We start from the raw sequence: 18,239 nt of genomic DNA, 5'->3' as shown, positions 1-18,239 counted from the left end.
GCGAGTGCCTTCTCAGACAGCCGTCCCCACCTGCGAAAACAAGCCGAATTGAGGCACCGGGTGCCCTGTTTCGCGGCACCCTGTGCCGACTTTCTCCATCTGAAGAGGTTTTCCCCTTCAACCCTTTGATCGATCATCGATCGCCGGTTTACAGTCTTCGGCGGGCCGCTACCCGGCCCTTCGCCCTGTCCTGCCAGACAAGGCACCCCTTCTCCACCCCACCTGTCCGGAAGGCGGCGATCATGACCGATCCCGTAGGCAAGATTCCGAGCGAGCTCGACCAGCTCCCGGACCGTGACACCGAGGAGACCGCCGAGTGGGCGGCCTCCCTGGACGCCGTCACCAAGGCCGCCGGCCCTCACCGGGCCGCCTACCTGATGCGCCGCACGCTCCAGCACGCCGAGGGCGCGGGCCTGGCCCTGCCCAAGCTCCTGGAGACGGACTACGTCAACACCATCCCGACCTCCGCCGAGCCGACGGGCGCCGCGTTCGACGGCGACGAGGACATGGAGCGCCGGATCACCGCCTGGAACCGCTGGAACGCGGCCGCGATGGTCAGCCGCGGCTCCAAGTACGGCGTCGGCGGCCACATCGCCACCTTCGCGTCGGCCGCCTGGCTGTACGAGACCGGCTTCAACCACTTCTTCAAGGGCAAGGACTCCGGAGACGCGGTCGGTTCCGGCGACCAGCTCTACATCCAGGGTCACGCCGCCCCCGGCATCTACGCCCGCGCGTTCCTGGACGGGCGCCTGAACGAGGCCCACCTCGACAACTTCCGGCAGGAGTCCGGCGGCAACGGCCTGCCCTCCTACCCGCACCCGCGGCGCCTCCCCTGGCTGTGGGAGTTCCCCACCGTCTCCATGGGTCTCGGCCCGCTCTCCGCGATCTACCAGGCGCGCTTCAACCGCTACCTGACCAACCGCTCCATCAAGGACGTCTCCGCCTCGCACGTGTGGGCGTTCCTCGGTGACGGCGAGATGGACGAGCCCGAGTCGACCGCGGCCCTCGCCCTGGCCGCCCGCGAGGGCCTGGACAACCTGACCTTCGTCATCAACTGCAACCTGCAGCGCCTCGACGGCCCGGTCCGCGCCAACTTCAAGATCGTGCAGGAGCTGGAGGCCCAGTTCCGCGGCGCCGGCTGGAACGTCGTGAAGTCGCTGTGGGGCAACGCCTGGGACGAGCTGTTCGCGCTCGACACCACCGGCGCCCTCGTCCGCCGCCTCCGCGAGGTGCCGGACGCGCAGGTCCAGACGTACCAGACCCGCGACGCCGCCTACATCCGCCAGGACTTCTTCGCCAAGGACCCGGCGCTCGTCGCGATGGCGCAGCTGCTCAGCGACGACAAGATCCTCGAGTGTTTCCACCTCTCGCGCGGTGGCCACGAGCCGCGCAAGGTGTACGCCGCGTACAAGGCCGCCGTGGAGTTCAAGGGCGCGCCGACGGTCATCCTGGCGCAGACCGTCAAGGGCTTCACCCTCGGTGAGGGCTTCGCGTCGAAGAACGCGAACCACCAGATGAAGAAGCTCTCCACCGACGAGTTCAAGAACATGCGCGACCTTCTCGAACTTCCCATCTCGGACGCGCAGTTCGTCGACGGCCAGGTGCCCTACGGCCACCCGGGCGCCGACTCGCCCGAGGTCCGCTACCTCCAGGAGCGCCGCGCGGCCCTCGGCGGCCCGGCCCCGGCCCGCCGCACCCAGCCGCTCGCGCCGCTGCCGGCCCCGGCCGAGAAGGCCTTCGCCGCCTTCGACAAGGGTTCCGGCACGCAGTCGATGGCCACGACGATGGCGTTCGTCCGCCTGGTCAAGGACCTGATCCGCGACAAGGAGACCGGCAAGCGCTGGGTCCCGATCGTCCCGGACGAGGCCCGTACCTTCGGTATGGAGTCGCTGTTCCCGTCGCTCGGCATCTACTCGCCGAAGGGCCAGACGTACGAGCCGGTCGACCGCGACCAGCTGATGTACTACAAGGAGGCCGTCAACGGCCAGATCCTCAACGAGGGGATCACCGAGGCCGGTTCGATGGCCGACTTCATCGCCGCTTCCACCGCGTACTCCACGCACGGCGAGGCGATGATCCCGTTCTACATCTTCTACTCGATGTTCGGCTGGCAGCGGACCGCCGACCAGATGTGGCAGCTCGGCGACCAGCTCGGCCGCGGCTTCCTCATCGGCGCGACCGCGGGCCGTACGACCCTGACCGGTGAGGGCCTCCAGCACGCCGACGGCCACTCGCCGGTGATCGCGGCGACCAACCCGGCGGCCCTGACGTACGACCCGGCGTTCGCCTACGAGGTCGCGGCCATCGTCAAGGAGGGTCTGCGCCGGATGTACGGCGAGGCCGCCGAGGGCGAGGACCAGAACGTCTTCTACTACCTCACCGTCTACAACGAGCCGATGCCGCAGCCGGCCAAGCCGTCCGGCGTCGACGAGGGCATCGTCAAGGGCCTCTACCGCTTCAACACCGCGGAGTCGGCCGGTCTCGACCTGCCCGCGAACGCCCCGCGCATCCAGCTGCTCTCCTCCGGTACGGCCATCCACTGGGCCCTGGAGGCGCAGAAGGTGCTCGCCGCCGAGTGGGGCGTGGGCGCCGACGTGTGGTCCGCGACCTCCTGGACGGAGCTGCGGCGCGACGCCCTGGAGGCCGACGCGGCGCTGCTGCGCGGCGAGGAGCAGGTCCCGTACCTGCGCAGGGCGCTCGAAGGCGTCACCTCCCCGGTCCTCGCCGTCTCCGACTACATGCGCCAGGTCCCCGACCAGATCGCGCAGTGGGTCGAGCAGGACTGGTCCTCGCTCGGCGCCGACGGCTTCGGCCTCTCGGACACCCGTGACGCGGCCCGCCGTCACTGGGGGGGGCCGGCATGAAGAGGTCCCTCCGCCCCCCCCCCCGCCTCATCAAGTTGGTCCTCCTGCTCCAGTCGCGTCCGTCGATGACGGCGGCCGAACTCGCCGCCGAGCTGGAGGTGTCGGAGCGCACGATCACGCGGGACGCCCTGGCGCTCTCCGAGGCGGGGGTTCCGGTCTACGCCGACCGGGGCCGGGCAGGCGGCTACCGCCTCGTCGGCGGCTACCGCACGCGTCTGACGGGCCTGGCGCGCGGCGAGGCGGAGGCGCTGTTCCTGTCGGGGCTGCCGGGCGCGCTGCGTGACCTGGGGCTCGCGGACGCGGCGTCGGCGGCCCGGCTCAAGGTGTCGGCGGCGCTGCTGCCCTCGCTCCGGGACGCCCCCGACGCGGTGGGCCGGCGCTTCCACCTGGACGCGCCGGGCTGGTACCAGGAGCCCGAGACCCCGGAGCTGCTGGCCCCGATCGCGGAGGCGGTCTGGGACGACCGGTGGGTCTCGACCCGCTACCGGCGCGGTGACGGCGAGGAGGTGGAGCGGGAGCTCCAGCCGTACGGTCTCGTCCTGAAGGCAGGCGTCTGGTACGTGTGCGCCCGCTCGGGCCAGGTCTTCCGCACGTACCGGGTGGACCGCTTCGCGGCGGTGGCCGTGGGCGAGGAGCGGTTCACCCGGGACGAGGACTTCGACCTGGCGGCCTTCTGGGCCGAACGCGCGGCGGAGTTCGCCCGGTCGATCCTGCGCGCCGAGGTCGTCGTACGGCTCTCGGAGGCCGGGGCACGGAGGCTGCCGTACGTGACGGACCGGGCGGCCGCGGAGGAGGCTCTGGCGGCGGGGACGCGGGACGCGGAGGGCCGGGTGACCGCGACGCTCCCGGTGGAGAGCGAGGAGGTCGCCTTCTCCCAGCTGCTCGCCCTGGGCGCCGAGGCCGAGGTGCTGGCCCCGGCCGCCCTCCGCGCCCGCTTCCGGGACGCGGCCCGCGCGATGGCGGAGTCGTACGGGTGAGGCGGACGGGTGAGCCGTCCGCGCCGCCGGCCTACCGGTAGTCGTTCACGTCCGGCGTGCCCGTCTCTCCGGCGACGATGAAGCCCCAGGCGTCCGGCTGTGAGCCGTCGGCGTCGGTGAAGCCGTACTCCTTCGCCAGTTGCCCGCTGGACAGCGACTCGCCGTTCCAGCGGTGGCGGTCGGGGTCGGCGGCGAGTGCGGCGACCGCCCGGCCCACGTACACCGGGGACTCGGAGACCGCGAAGTCGGGGATCTTCTCGACGGCGTCGCGCCAGTTCTCCTCGGTGACCCCGAAGCCCGCGAGCATCTGCTCGGACCTGAGCCAGCCGGGGGTGAGCGCGACCGCCGTGCCGCCGTACTCCTCCAGCTCCTTGCCGAGGCCGAAGGCCATCCGGAGGGGGGCGTTCTTGGCGAGGTCGTAGAAGAGGTTCTCCCGGTAGCGGGTGCCGTTGTACGCGGTGGTGCCGTCGGTGACCTCGACGACGAGGCCGCCGCGCTCGCGGACGAGGAGCGGCAGTGCCGTGTGCGAGGTGATGGCGTGGGTCCGCACGCCGAGTTCCAGCATCCGCAGACCGCCGGTGAGGTCGGTCTCCCAGGTCTTCTTTCCGAAGGTGACGAGGTGCTCGCCGCCCCACACGTCATTGACGAGGACGTCGAGCCGCCCCCGCTCCCGGTCGATCCGGTCGACGAGGGCCCGGACCTGCTCGGCCTCCAGATGGTCGGTGGGGACGGCGACGCCCTCGCCGCCCGCGGCCGTCACCAGTTCGGCGGTCTCCTCGATGGTCTCGGTGGCCCGGCCGACCTCGCTGAGCTTCTCGCGGGTGGTGCGGCCGGTGACGTACACGGTGGCTCCGGCGGCCCCCAGCTGGACGGCGATGGCCCGTCCCGCTCCCCGGGTGGCGCCCGCGACCAGGCAGATCCGTCCGTGCAGCGGCTTCGTCTCGGTTGTCATGCGCCCAGATTCGCAGGAAAGTACGACACCTTGTGTCCGGTTTCATTTCGGGCTTTCCGGGTGCGTCGCACCCCCCGAGCCACGATGCTGGTGCCGTGATGGACGAGACGGAGTTCTGGGAGATCATCGATGCCAGCCGCGAGGACGCCGAGGGCGACCCCGAGGAACAGGCCGATCTGCTCGTGGAACGGCTGACCCGGTTGGATCCCGACTCCGTGCTCGACTACGCGCGCCATTTCGAGGCCCGCTACAACCGCGCGTATCTCTGGGATCTGTGGGGCGCGGCGGCCGTGCTCTTCGACGGGGCGGGGGACGAGGCCTTCGACTCGTTCCGCTGCTGGCTCATCGGCCAGGGCCGGGAGGTCTACGAGGGCGCGGTGCACGATCCGGACGCCCTGGCGGAGCTGCTCGACGACTTCGACGCGGAGATCGACGGGGACGGAGAGGAGATCGGCTTCGCCGCGGACGAGGCGTACGAGCGACTGACCGGTGCGGAGACCCCTGACCTGGGCATTCCGATGCCGGGCGGGGAGCCGCTCGGCACCCCCTTCGACCTGTCGGACGACGATGTGCTCGCGGCGCGCTTCCCGCGGCTGTGGGAGCGCTTCGGCGCGGGGTAGGACGCCGGCCGGGTGACCGGGGCGGCGCCCTGCCCCGTACGCGTCAGAAGTGCGTGCCGCCGTCGACGCGGACCTCGGTGCCGGTGATGAACTTCCCGTCCTCGCTCGCCAGCATGGCGACGACGCCCGCGACGGTCTCCGGTCCCGCGAAGCCCTGGCCGAGGGCGGGGGCGAGCTTCGCGAAGAGGGACCAGTCGGTGTCCTCGGGCAGGCCGGGGCCGACGCTCCGGCGGCTGGCGCCGCTGCCGTCGGTCATGCCGGAGGAGATGGAGCCGGGCTGGACGGCGGTGAAGCGGATGCCCTGCTTGGCGTACTCGGCGGCGAGCGCGTGGGTCATGGACTGGATGCCGCCCTTGCTGGCCGCGTAGGCCGCCATGTAGGGGTGGGCGAACATCGCGGAGGTGGAGGAGAAGTTCACGACGGCGGAGCCTTCGCCCTCCAGGAGGGCGGGGATCGCCTCGCGGATCACGAGGAACGTGCCGGTGAGGTTGATCCGTATCACCTGCTCGAAGGAGTCGAGGCTCGTCTCGTGGGTGTGCGAGGAGCGCAGCACGCCGGCCGCGTTGACCAGGACGTCCAGTCCACCGAGCGCCTCGACGGCGGCGGCGACGCCGGCGCGTACGGAGGCCTCGTCCGCGACGTCCACGACGACGGTGGTGAGCCGGCCGGCGGCGTCGCCGGCCTTGGCGACGGTGTCCTTGAGGCCGTCCTCGCTGATGTCGGCGGCGACGACCCGGCCGCCTTCGGCGAGCACGCGCAGGACGGTGGCCTGGCCGATGCCGGAGCCGCCCCCGGTGATGAGGGCGCGGCGTCCTTCGTAACGGGTCAGCTGGTTCATGGCGGCAACCTCTCGATGTCGGCTCGGGGTGCCGAGCCGTGCGGAATGCCGCCACCGTACGCCCAAGTGGCACGTTTTGCCATAACTGCACGTCATGCAGCGAAGGCAGGCGCGGGCGTACGCTTCGTACGGTGAGCACCAAGCCCGAGGGCGCCACGCCCCCCACCCGGACGCTGACGGAACGCCGCAAGGCCGCCACCCAGCTGGACATCGCGCGCGCCGCCGCCGAGCTCTTCACCGAGCACGGCCCCGACGGCACCACGGCCGAGGACATCTCCCTGCGGGCCGGCGTCGCGCTGCGCACCTTCTACCGGTACTTCCGCTCCAAGCAGGACGCCGTGGCCCCGCTCCTCGCGGGCGGCGCCGACCGCTGGCGGGAGATCCTCGCCGCGACGGAACCCGGCGCCGGGCTGCCCGAGGCCCTGGAACGCTCGATCGCCGCCTCGCTGACCCCGGCCGACGCGGCGGCGGAGGAGGGGCTGCGATGGACGCGCGGGCTGCTGCGCGCGGCCGCCGAGGACCCGGCACTGCGGGCCGTCTGGTACCGGGTCAACCAGGATTCGGAGGAGCGGCTGCGCGAGGTCGTCGCCGCGCTCGCCGGGCCGGACGCCGACCCGCTGGAGGTACGGCTCGCGGCGGCGGCGGCCACGGACGCCATCCGGGTCGCCCTGGAGGCCTGGGCGGAGACGGACGCGCCGGTACGCGGCGAGGGCGCACCGGCGGAGCTGGCGGTCCGGTGCCTGCGCGAACTGATGGGCGGGATGCGGCTGCTGCACCCGGAAGGCGGCTCTCCCCGGTCGGCCTCGGGCACGACCCCCGGCGTCAGCCGGTGAGCGACCGGCCCATGCAGACGTCGTCCACGTACGCGCCGTCGATCAGGAACTCCCCCGGGAGCACGCCCTCGACCGCGAAGCCCTCGGAGGCGTAGAGCGCGCGGGCCGGCGCGTTGTGGCCGAGGACCCGGAGGGTGAGCCGGACGGCGCCGTCCGCGCGGGCCTTGTCCATCGCCGCCCGCAGCAGCGCCCTGGCCACGCCGCGCCCCCGGGCGGAGTCGGCGACCGCGAGGCCCTGGATCTGGCGGACGTGGGCGTTGGACGCGAGCGGGGTCGGCGGCACCACCCGGACGTAGCCGACGACGGCGCCGCCGAGCACCGCCACGAGGTAGTCCTCGGGCCGGTGGCGGGCGTCGAAGAAGGGCTCGTACGGCGGAGTCGCCGCGGGCAGCACCGCGTGCACGGGCGACCAGACGGCCCGGTCGAGTTCGGCGAGGACGTCCCCGTCACCGGCTTCCGCACCACGTATCCGCGTCTCTTCCACGATCATGACGCCACTGTGCCACGCGCGGCGCCGGAGGGGGCAGGATGGCCCCATGCAGCGTTCCTCCATCCGCAAGCGTGTCGCCGTCACCGGCGCCTCCGGGCTCATCGGCTCGGCCCTGGTCCGCTCCCTGCGCGCCGACGGCCACGACGTCCTCCGCCTCGTCCGCAGGCCCGCCAGGACCGCCGACGAGGTCGAATGGGACCCCAAGCGGCTGTACGTGGACGCCGCCGGGCTCGTCGGCGTGGACTCCGTCGTGCACCTGGCGGGCGCCGGGGTCGGCGAGCGCCGGTGGAGCGAGGCGTACAAGCGGGAGATCCGGGACAGCCGGGTGCTCGGCACGACGGCGATCTCCCAGGCCCTCGCCTCGCTCGCGGAGCCGCCCGAGAGCCTGGTCTGCGGCACGGCGCTCGGCTGGTACGGGGACACCGGCAGCCGCGCGGTCGACGAGAGCGCCCCCGCCGGCTCGGGCTTCCTGCCCTCGGTCTGTGTGGAGTGGGAGGCCGCGGCGGCCCCCGCCGAGGAGGCGGGCATCCGGGTCACCTACGCCCGTACCGGCCTGGTGGTGGCCCGCGAGGGCGGGGCCTGGGGACGGCTCTTCCCCGTCTTCCGTGCCGGGCTCGGTGGCCGGATGGGCGACGGCCGCCAGTACTGGTCGTTCATCTCCCTCCACGACGAGGTGGCCGCCCTGCGACATCTGGTCGACACGCCTTCGCTCTCGGGCCCGGTGAACCTGACGGCCCCCGAGCCGGTCACCAACCGCGAGGTGACGGCGGCGATGGGGCGGGTCCTGCGCCGGCCGGCCCTGTTCACGGTGCCGGCGCCCGCCCTGAAGGTGGTGCTCGGGGACTTCGCGCAGGACGTGCTGGGGAGTCAGCGGGTGCTGCCGGGGCGGCTGTTGGAGACCGGTTTCGAGTTCGCGTTCCCGACGATCGACGACTCGATCAGAGCGGCGGCCCGCTGAGCGGCACCCTTCCCGCGCGCCCGACACCCACCGGCCTCCGCCCCCTTGCGCTCCCCCGTGCCGCACGCACCCCGGTGCGCGCGGCTGGCAGCCGTGGGAGCGCTGCCTAGGCTCGACCCGAACGGCGAACTCGGGCATTCCGGAGGCGTGTTGGGGGCATAGGCCTCCCACCGGCCGCGCCGACCTGGGGAGGGGCACGTGCTCAACAGCGCAGACAGCGCAAGGACCGCACAGCGTACGGACGTCGACATCGCGGAGGCGGGCGACGTCACAGAGCACATCGACGTCGCGGACGCCGGGGGCGCCGTCGACGTCGTCATCGTGGGTGCCGGGGTCGCGGGGCTCGCGGCCGCCCACCGGCTGACCGGCGCCGGGCTCTCCGTCGCCGTCCTGGAGGCGGAGCCCCGGATCGGGGGCCGGCTGGCGACCGAGGCCGTGGACGGCTTCCTGCTCGACCGGGTCGGGCCCCTGCTCACCCTGTCGCACGAGGAGCTGCGGGCCACCCCGGGGCTCGACGGCCTGGTGCTGCGCCCCTTCGCGCCGGGCGTGCTCGTGCACAGCGACGGCCGGTACGCGCGCTGGGGCGCACCGCATCCGCGCCGGACGGCCGGAGGGAGCCGGGGCACGGGCCATCGGAGCGTGGGGGGAGCGTTCAGCGTGGCACGCGCCCTCGCGAGCGCCCCCCGTCATCCGGCCGCCTCGCTCGACCAGGCCCGGCTCGGCGCCTCCCTCGTCCGGCTCGCCGCGACCCCGACGCAGCGGCTCCTCGCCCGCCCGGAGCGGACCGCGCGCGAGGCACTCACCGCCCGGCTGCCCGCCCGGACCGTGCAGGGGGTGCTGCGGCCGCTGCTCGCGGCGCTCCTCGGCGACCCGGACCTCGGCACGTCCAGCCGGCACGCGGACCTCGCGCTGCGCGCCTTCGCCCGGGGCAGACTGGCCGTCCCCGAGGGCGGTTCGGCGACGCTCCCCGAGCGGCTGGCGGCCACGCTGCCGCCGGGCACGGTCCGTACCGGCGTCCGGGTCACGGAGGCGTCCATCTCCCGGGTCACGACGGCCGGCCACGGGGTGTTCCGCTGCCGGTCGGTGGTGCTCGCCACGGGGGCGCGGACGGCGGCCGCGCTCCTTCCGGGGCTGCGGACCCCCGCCTTCCACTCCGTGACGGTGCTCCATCACACGGCGCCCGCGGCACCCACCGGGGAGCCGACGCTGCTCCTGGAGTCCGACCCGGGCGGGCCGGTGGCGCACACCGCCGTGATGAGCGCCGTCGATCCGAGCCGGGCGCCGGAGGGCCGGGCGCTGATCACCTCGACGGTGCTCGGAGCACCGCCGGACGACACGGAGCGGCGGGTCCGCAAGCACCTCGCCACGCTGTACGGCTCGTCGACGGACGAGTGGGAGCTGCTCGCTTTGCGCCACACGCCGGACGCCTTCCCCGCGATGGCGCCGCCGCACGACGCGCGCCGCTCGGTGCGGCTGCTCGCCGGCCTCTACGTCTGCGGCGACCACCGCGCCACGAGCACCCCTCAGGGCGCCCTCGCCTCCGGCACCCGGGCCGCCGGGGCCCTCCTGAGGGACCTGGGGGTGCGCGTGCCGGCCGAGGAGCGGACGAGGGAGACGGCGGCCTGACGGAACCGGCCCGCCCGGACACCCCCGGCACGAGCGCGGGTGCCCGGGCGCGGCGGTTCGGCGAGCCCGGGGTCAGCCGATGGCCGCCACGCGGTCGCGGTACGTGCGGGCCGCCGCGGCGTCGCGGTACGGCTCCAGGCGCCGCTCGAAGTCGCGTACGTACTCCATCGCCCGCGCCGAGCGCATCTCCGAGGCCTGCTGGGCGGCCTCGGCGCCGAGGGCGCACGCCTGGTCGAGTTCGCCGAGGGCGAGGCGTGAGGTGGCCAGGACGACCCGGCAGAAGAGGCGGCTGCGGGCGAAGCCGGGGGCGCGGAGCTGGAGGGCGCGTTCGGCGTGCTGGGCGGCGGGGCGGTACTGCTGGAGGTCGCGGTGGCAGTGCCCGAGCTCGTCGGCGAGCTGGGCCTCGTCGAACATCCGGGCCCAGTAGGGCACCTCGTCGCCGGGCCGGGCCGCTTCGAGGGCCCGCTCGGCCCGTACGAGCGAGGCGCTGCACACCCGCGCCTCGCCGAGGACCGCGTGCCCGCGGGCCTCGATCGCGTGCAGCATCGCCTGGACGACGGGCGGCGCGGCGGGCCCGACGCCCTGCTGGGCGACCCGGGCGAGCTGGACGGCCTCCCGGCCGTGACCGAGGTAGACGGCCTGGCAGCTCATGGTGAGCAGGACGTACGAGCCGTAGGCCCGGTCCCCGGCGGCCTGCGCGAGCCGCAGCGCCTGGACGAAGTAGCGCTGGGCGAGGCCGTGGGCGGCGATGTCGTACGAGGTCCACCCGGCGAGCCGGGTGAGGTCGGCGACGGCGGCGAAGAGACGGCGCCCGACCGACTCGCCGTAGGTGCCGCGCAGCATCGGCTCGGCCTCGTGCTCCAGGTACCGGACGAGGGCCTGCCGGGCGTGGCCGCCGCCGTAGGCGTGGTCGAGGGTGCGGAACAGCTCGCCGACCGAGCGGAGGGCGGCGATGTCGCCGGTGGAGACCCGCTGGCCGGGGCCCCGGTCGGTGCCGCGCTGCCGGGGCACGGAGAAGCGGCCCTGGGACGGCACCCGGGAGTCGTGCGCCAGGCGGGGGTCGTGCGCCAGACGCGGGTCGTGCGGGAGGCGGGGATCGTGCGCCAGGCGCGGGTCGTGCGGGACGCGGGGCTCGACGGTCGCGCCGGCGGCGGAGGGGCGGGGGGCGGCCGCCTGATCCCCGCGCGCGACCCGGTCGTCGGCCCGCCCGATCAGCCAGTCCCGGCTGGGGACGACCAGGCCCGCCGGGGTGAAGGCGATCTTGCGGAGTTCGGCGTGACTGCCGGAGTCCTTGCGCCACAACCCGCTGACGATGTCGACGGCCTCCTCGGGGGTGGCCGCGAACTCCAGGCCCGCGTAGACCGGCGCGCAGGCGTCCAGGCCGAGGTCCTGGGCGGAGAGACGACGGCCGAGACGGCGGGTGAAGACCTCGGCGATGAGCGCGGGCGTGGTGCCGCGCGGCTGCTGGCCGCGGAGCCAGCGGGTCACCGAGGTCTTGTCGTACCGCAGGTCGAGACCGTGCTCCAGACCGAGCTGGTCCACCCGTCTCGCGAGCCCGGCGTGGGAGAACCCGGCTTCGGCGATGAGCGCGGCGAGCTGGCGGTTCGGGATGCGCTGCGGTGGTCGTTCCGTCATCAGCTGTGCGGTCTCCTGCCTTCCGGGTCCGGACGGCAGCCCCGTCGGACCCTCATGGAACGGCGTGAATTTAGCGGTCCTCACGGCCCGTACCGCCACCTTCGCCCCACATTCATCCGATCGTGTGAGGATTGACGGCATCGCTGACGTAGGTGCCCCCGTCCACCTGCCGGAGGGGTGTCCGCCGCACCGCCGTACAGTGGCATGGGCGCGAATGACGCATGGTGCCGAGCCGGCCCGGGACGATCCCCGGTTCCCCGCATCCGGCATACGGCATCCAGGAGGAGGCATGGCCGTGAGTGAGCTGCGATTCGTCCGCCTTGGGTTCGGCGCGGAAGCCGTCGACTACCAGGTGGCCTGGGACAAGCAGCGCGAGGTGCACGCCGCGCGGTTCGCGGACGAGATCGACGACACCTGCCTGCTGCTCGAACACCCGCCGGTCTACACGGCCGGCCGGCGTACGGCGGAGAGCGAGCGCCCGCTCGACGGGACCCCGGTGGTGGACGTCGACCGCGGCGGGAAGATCACCTGGCACGGCCCCGGCCAGCTGGTCGGCTACCCGATCATGAAGCTGCCCCGCCCGGTGGACGTCGTCGCGCACGTCCGCCGCCTGGAGGACGCGCTGATCCGCACGGCCGCCGAGTTCGGCGTCGAGACGAGCCGGGTCGAGGGCCGCAGCGGGGTCTGGGTGCTCGGCGACCCGGTGGAGCAGCGACCCGCGCTCGGCGGCCTGTCGCTCGACTTCGACCCGCGGCTGAACGACGAGGAGTTCGACCCGCGCCTGAACGGCCCCGAGTACGCCCCGTCCAACGCCGGCCAGCGCCGCGAGGACCGCAAGCTCGCCGCCATCGGCATCCGGGTCGCCAAGGGCGTCACCATGCACGGCTTCGCCCTGAACGTGAACCCGGACAACGCCTGGTTCGACCGGATCATCCCGTGCGGCATCCGCGACGCGGGTGTGACCTCGCTCGCCAACGAGCTGGGCCGGGACCTCACGATCGCCGAGGTGCTCCCGGTGGTGGAGCGCCATCTGCGGGAGGTCCTGGAGAACGCGGAGCTGAGGCCGCGCGAGGTCGAGCGCCCGGTGGAGACGGCCGCGACGGAGACCGCCCCGGCGGAAACGGCCTCGGTCTGAGGAATGCAGGGCCCTGGCCAGAGGTTGGCCAGACGTAGTAAGGCATGGGAAGCAACGGCGTACCCTGGTGTTCGCCGAAGAATCGAAGCTACAGGAGCCGATGTGTCCGCAGTCGCACCCGACGGACGCAAGATGCTGCGCCTGGAGGTCCGGAACGCCCAGACCCCCATCGAGCGCAAGCCCGAGTGGATCAAGACGCGGGCGAAGATGGGGCCCGAGTACACGAAGATGCAGAGCCTCGTGAAGAGCGAGGGCCTGCACACGGTCTGCCAGGAGGCGGGCTGCCCCAACATCTTCGAGTGCTGGGAGGACCGCGAGGCGACCTTCCTCATCGGTGGTGACCAGTGCACCCGGCGCTGTGACTTCTGCCAGATCGACACGGGCAAGCCCGAAGCCCTTGACCGCGACGAGCCCCGCCGCGTCGGCGAGTCGGTCGTCACGATGGACCTGAACTACGCCACCATCACGGGCGTCGCGCGCGACGACCTGGAGGACGGCGGCGCCTGGCTGTACGCGGAGACCGTGCGCCAGATCCACCAGCAGACCGCGGACCGCGCCGACGGCCGCACCAAGGTCGAGCTGCTCGCGCCCGACTTCAACGCGGTGCCGGAGCTCCTGGCGGAGGTCTTCGCCTCCCGCCCCGAGGTCTTCGCGCACAACGTGGAGACGGTCCCGCGGATCTTCAAGCGGATCCGTCCCGGCTTCCGGTACGAGCGCTCGCTCGACGTCATCACCCAGGCGCGGGACTACGGTCTGGTCACGAAGTCGAACCTGATCCTCGGCATGGGCGAGACCCGCGAGGAGGTCAGCGAGGCGCTCCGGCAGCTCCACGACGCCGGGTGCGAGCTGATCACGATCACCCAGTACCTGCGCCCCTCGGTCCGGCACCACCCCGTGGAGCGCTGGGTGAAGCCGCAGGAGTTCGTGGAGCTGAAGGAGGAGGCCGACGAGATCGGCTTCTCCGGCGTGATGTCGGGCCCGCTGGTCCGCTCCTCGTACCGGGCGGGCCGTCTCTTCCAGCAGGCGATGGAGCACCGCAGCCGCGCTTGAGCGCGCCTTGCGGGCCACGTGAAACCGAGCACAAGAAGTGACCGGCCGGTAATGGCCGGATTCGACGCGGTCCGTACACCTCCGCAGCTCAGCGGGGATGTACGGGCCGCGTCGGCGTTCCCCCCGTCCCCCGCCTGGCCGCATCAACGTTTCATCAGTGTTTGACCACCGGGTCACGCCCTGGTAACACCGATCTGTGAGCTTGGTTTCACTCACCGCCACCACCTGCTCGCACCCCCCCGCCTCGTCTCACCCGCAATCGAGGGAGGACCCCGACATGCCGGCCGCATCGACGCACGTCCGCGTCACCGCGATCCCGTCCGTGACCGACGCCCTGAAGGCCGTGGAGGCACTGCTCCTCGGCGCCGGGCAGCGCACCGCGCGGCGCAACGCCTGGAACTCCGTCCTGGAGGACCGCCGCCGCGCCAAGGACCGGGTCGAGGCCCAGCACGTGATGGAGGTCGCGTCGGGCCGGACTTCCCGGGCCACGTAAACTTCTGGACATGGCGAGGAAGGCAAACACGGGCAGCGCTGACGCTGCGAACCAGGGGCGGCTCAAGCAGATCGCCCTCACGTACAAGATGACCCGAAAGGCCGACCCTAAGGTCGGACTTGTCGTCGCAGGCGTGGGCATCGTCGTACTCGGTGTCCTCCTCGCGATCGGCTTCCTGATCGGGCACCCGGTCTACCTGGGCATCCTGGGCTTCGTCCTGGCGCTCCTGGCGGCGGCCATCGTGTTCGGGCGGCGCGCCGAGCGCGCGGCCTTCGGGCAGATGGAGGGCCAGCCCGGCGCGGCCGCGGCGGTGCTGCAGAACGTCGGGCGCGGCTGGACGACGACCCCCGCGGTCGCGATGAACCGCAGCCAGGACGTCGTGCACCGGGCGGTGGGACGGGCCGGCATCGTGCTGGTGGCGGAGGGCAACCCGAACCGGGTGAAGCCTCTGCTGGCGGCCGAGAAGAAGCGGATGAACCGCGTCGTGGTGGACGTGCCGGTGACCGACATCATCGTCGGTGACGGCGAAGGCCAGGTGCCACTGAAGAAGGTCCGTACGACCATGCTCAAGCTGCCTCGGGTGCTCACCGGCCCGCAGGTGACGGCGGCCAACGACCGGCTGCGGGCGATGGGCGACCTGATGAGCAACATGCCGCTGCCGAAGGGTCCGATGCCGAAGGGCATGCGGATGCCGCGGGGCGGAAAGATGCGCTGACGCGCCCGAACGAGCACACGAGAAGGGCCCCGGACCACACGGTCCGGGGCCCTTCCTCTGTGCCGCCGACGTGCCGCCGGTCAGATACGGACCTGGACGGCGCCGGAGAGGCGGTCGTGGAGGCCGCGGCCGTCGCGGTCCCAGATGAGGGCCGGGATCGCCAGGCAGACGAGCAGGGAGCGGAGCACCGCGCGGAACGGTCCGAGCCGGCCCCCGTTCGCGGAGACGACACGCAGACGGAAGAGCACCTTGCCCGGCGTGGCGCCGACGGAGCCGACGGTCAGCGCGCTCGTGACGAACAGGAGGAGCAGCGCCCAGTTGCTGGTCGCCTGGCCGTAGCCGTCGGTGATCAGGCCGTATGCGATCAAGAGGCACAGACCCCAGTCGACGGCGAGGGCGCCGAGCCGGCGGCCCGGGCGGGCGATCGAGCCGGGTCCCTCCTCGGGCAGTCCCAGCTGCTGACCCCGGTAACCGAAGTCCACGCCTGCTTGCTCCGCCGCGGCACGGGGGCCGGAGAGCCACGATCCGAGTGCTTGCCTGTTGTCCACCCGACCACGGTACTGCGCCCGTTTTCGATCACTTCCGTCCGGGTCGGCACAGACACACCGGGGCGCGGCGCACACCCGCCCCGGTTAACTTGGACGAAACAAATGGGTCATGCTTGAGAAATCCCGTCTGCCTATGGTCGGGTCCAGCGTGTGCCACCGCACTGGCCGCACGACCGAGCTGCAACCCCGCCCCTCCCCGGGCCGGGAGTAGGAGGAGTTGGATGTCCGAGAAGCACGGGTTCCAGAACGCCGACGAGGTCCAGAAGTTCATCAAGGACAACGACGTCAAGATGGTCGACGTCCGCTTCTGCGACCTTCCGGGCGTGATGCAGCACTTCACGATCCCGGCGACGGCCTTCGACCCGGCGGAGGAGCTCGCCTTCGACGGCTCGTCGATCCGCGGCTTCCAGGCGATCCACGAGTCCGACATGGCGCTCCGCGCCGACCTGTCGACGGCCCGTGTGGACCCCTTCCGCCGCGACAAGACGCTGAACATCAACTTCTTCATCCACGACCCGATCACGGGCGAGCAGTACAGCCGTGACCCGCGCAACATCGCGAAGAAGGCCGAGGCGTACCTCGCCTCCACCGGTATCGCCGACACCGCGTACTTCGGCCCCGAGGCGGAGTTCTACGTCTTCGACTCGGTGCGCTTCGAGACCTCGGCGAACCAGGGCTTCTACCACATCGACTCCGAGGCCGGCGCCTGGAACACCGGTGCGGAGGAGAACAACCGCGGCTACAAGGTCCGCTACAAGGGCGGGTACTTCCCGGCCCCGCCGGTCGACCACTTCGCCGACCTGCGCTCCGAGATCTCCCTGGAGCTGGAGAACGTCGGCCTGCAGGTCGAGCGCCAGCACCACGAGGTCGGCACCGCCGGCCAGGCCGAGATCAACTACAAGTTCAACACGCTGCTCGCCGCGGCCGACGACCTGATGCTCTTCAAGTACATCGTGAAGAACGTCGCCTGGCGCAACGGCAAGACCGCGACCTTCATGCCGAAGCCGATCTTCGGCGACAACGGCTCGGGCATGCACGTCCACCAGTCGCTCTGGGCGAACGGCGACCCGCTGTTCTACGACGAGACGGGCTACGCGGGCCTCTCGGACACCGCCCGCTACTACATCGGCGGCATCCTCAAGCACGCCCCGTCGCTGCTCGCCTTCACCAACCCGACGGTGAACTCGTACCACCGCCTGGTCCCGGGCTTCGAGGCGCCGGTCAACATGGTGTACTCGCAGCGCAACCGCTCCGCCGCCATGCGCATCCCGATCACGGGCTCGAACCCGAAGGCCAAGCGTGTGGAGTTCCGCGCGCCGGACCCGTCCTCGAACCCGTACCTCGCCTTCTCGGCGCTGCTCCTCGCGGGCCTCGACGGCATCAAGAACAAGATCGAGCCGGCGGAGCCGATCGACAAGGACCTGTACGAGCTCGCTCCCGAGGAGCACGCGAACGTCCAGCAGGTCCCGACCAACCTGGAGGCCGTGCTCAACGCCCTCGAGGCCGACAACGAGTACCTGCAGGCCGGCGGCGTCTTCACCTCCGACCTGATCGAGACCTGGATCGACTACAAGCGCACCCACGAGATCGCCCCGATCCAGCTGCGCCCGCACCCGCACGAGTTCGAGCTCTACTTCGACCTCTAGGCCGGAGCCTCACGAGTGAGGGCCGCCGCCCCCGGATCTCCGGGAGCGGCGGCCCTCGCCGTTTTCCCCCGCCGGTCAGCGGCCGTAGCGGATCAGGGCGCGGACCATGCGGCAGGTGGAGTCCGAGGGCGGGTGGATGCCGATGCGGTCGGCCGTGGTGCGTATCGTCGCGTTCGTGGCCTTCGACGGGACGTAGACGCCGGCGTCGAGGAGGGCGATCGCGAGGCGCATGGCCTTCAGGCGCCGGTTGTGCGTGACGTACCACTCGCGGGGGCGGCCCGCGGGAAGGGGCTTCCTCTGGAGGGGCTTCCAGGGTTCGATGGACGGCGTCCGGATCACGGCGAGAGCCATGGGCTACCTCCTGGCGAACGGTAGGTGCGGGCCCTCCCCGGGACCCTCACCTTCACCCCTCATTTTAGTGGCCCCCACTGACAATCGCCCCTGGCCAGACAGGGTTTGGGGGGTGGTGGAGCGAGGTCGGGGGGGTACCGTGAGGGCCATGGAGATCTGGATCAACCCCGCCTGTTCCAAGTGCCGCAGCGCCCTCACCCTTCTCGACGCCGAGGGCGCCGACTACACCGTGCGGCGCTACCTGGAGGACGTCCCCTCGCCCGACGAGATCCGGCAGGTGCTCGACCGGCTCGGGCTCGAACCGTGGGACATCACCCGGACGCAGGAGGCCGACGCCAAGGCGCTCGGTGTGAAGGAGTGGCCCCGGGACGCCGGGAACCGCGACCGATGGGTCGAGGCCCTCGCCGCGCATCCCAAGCTCATCCAGCGGCCGATCATCACCGCCGAGGACGGCACCGCCGTCGTCGGCCGGACCGAGGAAGCCGTACGGGACGCGCTGTCCCGCTGA

At 72.3% G+C, this 18,239-nt stretch carries 17 protein-coding genes and 1 pseudogene; 12 read left to right on the top strand and 6 right to left on the bottom strand.

The annotated features are described in order from the left end of the window. Nucleotides 1–242: 242 nt before the first annotated feature. Both aceE and IO20_RS0101295 read left to right on the top strand, forming a co-directional pair. Nucleotides 243–2,852 (top strand): annotated as a pseudogene (gene aceE / locus IO20_RS0101300) (pyruvate dehydrogenase (acetyl-transferring), homodimeric type); the annotation flags it as partial. An 8-nt stretch (nucleotides 2,853–2,860) separates the two neighbouring features. After that, nucleotides 2,861–3,841, top strand: coding sequence for a helix-turn-helix transcriptional regulator (locus tag IO20_RS0101295; RefSeq protein WP_031126630.1), 981 nt, complete (start codon nucleotides 2,861–2,863; stop codon nucleotides 3,839–3,841). Nucleotides 3,842–3,872: 31 nt separating this feature from the next. Here IO20_RS0101295 and IO20_RS0101290 read toward each other — a convergent pair whose 3' ends face one another. Further along, nucleotides 3,873–4,793 (bottom strand): SDR family oxidoreductase, encoded by a 921-nt coding sequence (locus tag IO20_RS0101290; protein WP_030547526.1) that lies wholly within the window; start codon nucleotides 4,791–4,793, stop codon nucleotides 3,873–3,875. A 98-nt stretch (nucleotides 4,794–4,891) separates the two neighbouring features. On the opposite strand from IO20_RS0101290, the gene IO20_RS0101285 reads away from it, so the two are divergent. Further along, a complete protein-coding gene (locus tag IO20_RS0101285; protein ID WP_030547528.1) occupies nucleotides 4,892–5,413 on the top strand; it encodes a DUF4240 domain-containing protein in 522 nt (173 codons plus the stop codon). Between the two features lie 43 nt (nucleotides 5,414–5,456). Here IO20_RS0101285 and IO20_RS0101280 read toward each other — a convergent pair whose 3' ends face one another. Next, the gene (locus tag IO20_RS0101280; RefSeq protein ID WP_030547531.1) at nucleotides 5,457–6,251 is read right to left on the bottom strand and encodes an SDR family NAD(P)-dependent oxidoreductase; all 795 of its coding nucleotides are present in this window, start codon (nucleotides 6,249–6,251) and stop codon (nucleotides 5,457–5,459) included. A gap of 131 nt (nucleotides 6,252–6,382) precedes the next feature. On the opposite strand from IO20_RS0101280, the gene IO20_RS0101275 reads away from it, so the two are divergent. Beyond that, nucleotides 6,383–7,084, top strand: a complete 702-nt coding sequence (locus IO20_RS0101275) for a TetR/AcrR family transcriptional regulator (protein ID WP_051874314.1) — start codon at nucleotides 6,383–6,385, stop codon at nucleotides 7,082–7,084. On the opposite strand, the gene IO20_RS0101270 is transcribed toward IO20_RS0101275, so the two are convergent. Further along, nucleotides 7,074–7,574 carry a GNAT family N-acetyltransferase gene (locus IO20_RS0101270; protein ID WP_030547535.1) on the bottom strand — a complete coding sequence of 167 codons (501 nt, stop codon included), beginning with the start codon at nucleotides 7,572–7,574 and terminating at the stop codon, nucleotides 7,074–7,076. The two genes, IO20_RS0101275 and IO20_RS0101270, sit on opposite strands and share 11 nt — an antisense overlap. A gap of 46 nt (nucleotides 7,575–7,620) precedes the next feature. On the opposite strand from IO20_RS0101270, the gene IO20_RS0101265 reads away from it, so the two are divergent. Both IO20_RS0101265 and IO20_RS0101260 read left to right on the top strand, forming a co-directional pair. Then, a complete protein-coding gene (locus IO20_RS0101265; RefSeq protein ID WP_030547536.1) occupies nucleotides 7,621–8,532 on the top strand; it encodes a TIGR01777 family oxidoreductase in 912 nt (303 codons plus the stop codon). A gap of 198 nt (nucleotides 8,533–8,730) precedes the next feature. Beyond that, nucleotides 8,731–10,158, top strand: coding sequence for an NAD(P)/FAD-dependent oxidoreductase (locus IO20_RS0101260; protein WP_078945879.1), 1,428 nt, complete (start codon nucleotides 8,731–8,733; stop codon nucleotides 10,156–10,158). 72 nt (nucleotides 10,159–10,230) lie between these two features. Here the strand turns inward: IO20_RS0101260 and IO20_RS0101255 are convergent, their stop codons facing one another. After that, nucleotides 10,231–11,793: an NsdA family TPR-like regulatory protein gene (locus IO20_RS0101255; protein WP_030547540.1), complete on the bottom strand. Its 1,563-nt coding sequence runs from the start codon at nucleotides 11,791–11,793 to the stop codon at nucleotides 10,231–10,233. 295 nt (nucleotides 11,794–12,088) lie between these two features. On the opposite strand from IO20_RS0101255, the gene lipB reads away from it, so the two are divergent. The 4 genes from lipB to IO20_RS0101235 all read left to right on the top strand — a co-directional run bounded on the left by lipB (nucleotide 12,089) and on the right by IO20_RS0101235 (nucleotide 15,186). Next, nucleotides 12,089–12,928 (top strand): lipoyl(octanoyl) transferase LipB, encoded by an 840-nt coding sequence (lipB, locus tag IO20_RS0101250; protein WP_030547543.1) that lies wholly within the window; start codon nucleotides 12,089–12,091, stop codon nucleotides 12,926–12,928. A gap of 102 nt (nucleotides 12,929–13,030) precedes the next feature. Beyond that, the gene (gene lipA, locus IO20_RS0101245) at nucleotides 13,031–13,978 is read left to right on the top strand and encodes a lipoyl synthase (RefSeq protein ID WP_030547545.1); all 948 of its coding nucleotides are present in this window, start codon (nucleotides 13,031–13,033) and stop codon (nucleotides 13,976–13,978) included. Between the two features lie 277 nt (nucleotides 13,979–14,255). Continuing rightward, nucleotides 14,256–14,471, top strand: coding sequence for an SCO2195 family GlnR-regulated protein (locus tag IO20_RS0101240; protein WP_030208220.1), 216 nt, complete (start codon nucleotides 14,256–14,258; stop codon nucleotides 14,469–14,471). A gap of 10 nt (nucleotides 14,472–14,481) precedes the next feature. After that, a complete protein-coding gene (locus IO20_RS0101235; RefSeq protein WP_030314289.1) occupies nucleotides 14,482–15,186 on the top strand; it encodes a DUF4191 domain-containing protein in 705 nt (234 codons plus the stop codon). An 80-nt stretch (nucleotides 15,187–15,266) separates the two neighbouring features. Here the strand turns inward: IO20_RS0101235 and IO20_RS0101230 are convergent, their stop codons facing one another. After that, nucleotides 15,267–15,734: an RDD family protein gene (locus tag IO20_RS0101230; RefSeq protein ID WP_030547547.1), complete on the bottom strand. Its 468-nt coding sequence runs from the start codon at nucleotides 15,732–15,734 to the stop codon at nucleotides 15,267–15,269. Nucleotides 15,735–15,955: 221 nt separating this feature from the next. On the opposite strand from IO20_RS0101230, the gene glnA reads away from it, so the two are divergent. After that, nucleotides 15,956–17,380, top strand: a complete 1,425-nt coding sequence (gene glnA, locus IO20_RS0101225; RefSeq protein WP_030547548.1) for a type I glutamate--ammonia ligase — start codon at nucleotides 15,956–15,958, stop codon at nucleotides 17,378–17,380. 75 nt (nucleotides 17,381–17,455) lie between these two features. Here the strand turns inward: glnA and IO20_RS0101220 are convergent, their stop codons facing one another. Then, complete coding sequence (locus IO20_RS0101220) at nucleotides 17,456–17,731, bottom strand: hypothetical protein (protein WP_030547551.1); 276 nt, start codon at nucleotides 17,729–17,731, stop codon at nucleotides 17,456–17,458. Between the two features lie 148 nt (nucleotides 17,732–17,879). On the opposite strand from IO20_RS0101220, the gene IO20_RS0101215 reads away from it, so the two are divergent. Further along, nucleotides 17,880–18,239: an arsenate reductase family protein gene (locus tag IO20_RS0101215; protein ID WP_030547553.1), complete on the top strand. Its 360-nt coding sequence runs from the start codon at nucleotides 17,880–17,882 to the stop codon at nucleotides 18,237–18,239.

The organism is Streptomyces exfoliatus, assembly GCF_000725545.1.
GTDB classification, from domain to species: Bacteria; Actinomycetota; Actinomycetes; order Streptomycetales; family Streptomycetaceae; genus Streptomyces; species Streptomyces exfoliatus.
This window is presented reverse-complemented; position numbering and strand designations above follow the sequence as displayed.

What these genes read in the sequence shown, in the direction of transcription:
- IO20_RS0101295 (WP_031126630.1), top strand. Translation starts at nt 2,861, where the DNA reads ATGAAGAGGTCCCTCCGCCCCCCCCCCCGCCTCATCAAGTTGGTCCTC.
- IO20_RS0101290 (WP_030547526.1), bottom strand. Translation starts at nt 4,793, where the DNA reads ATGACAACCGAGACGAAGCCGCTGCACGGACGGATCTGCCTGGTCGCG.
- IO20_RS0101285 (WP_030547528.1), top strand. Translation starts at nt 4,892, where the DNA reads ATGGACGAGACGGAGTTCTGGGAGATCATCGATGCCAGCCGCGAGGAC.
- IO20_RS0101280 (WP_030547531.1), bottom strand. Translation starts at nt 6,251, where the DNA reads ATGAACCAGCTGACCCGTTACGAAGGACGCCGCGCCCTCATCACCGGG.
- IO20_RS0101270 (WP_030547535.1), bottom strand. Translation starts at nt 7,574, where the DNA reads ATGATCGTGGAAGAGACGCGGATACGTGGTGCGGAAGCCGGTGACGGG.
- IO20_RS0101265 (WP_030547536.1), top strand. Translation starts at nt 7,621, where the DNA reads ATGCAGCGTTCCTCCATCCGCAAGCGTGTCGCCGTCACCGGCGCCTCC.
- IO20_RS0101255 (WP_030547540.1), bottom strand. Translation starts at nt 11,793, where the DNA reads ATGACGGAACGACCACCGCAGCGCATCCCGAACCGCCAGCTCGCCGCG.
- IO20_RS0101240 (WP_030208220.1), top strand. Translation starts at nt 14,256, where the DNA reads ATGCCGGCCGCATCGACGCACGTCCGCGTCACCGCGATCCCGTCCGTG.
- IO20_RS0101235 (WP_030314289.1), top strand. Translation starts at nt 14,482, where the DNA reads ATGGCGAGGAAGGCAAACACGGGCAGCGCTGACGCTGCGAACCAGGGG.
- glnA (WP_030547548.1), top strand. Translation starts at nt 15,956, where the DNA reads ATGTCCGAGAAGCACGGGTTCCAGAACGCCGACGAGGTCCAGAAGTTC.
- IO20_RS0101220 (WP_030547551.1), bottom strand. Translation starts at nt 17,731, where the DNA reads ATGGCTCTCGCCGTGATCCGGACGCCGTCCATCGAACCCTGGAAGCCC.
- IO20_RS0101215 (WP_030547553.1), top strand. Translation starts at nt 17,880, where the DNA reads ATGGAGATCTGGATCAACCCCGCCTGTTCCAAGTGCCGCAGCGCCCTC.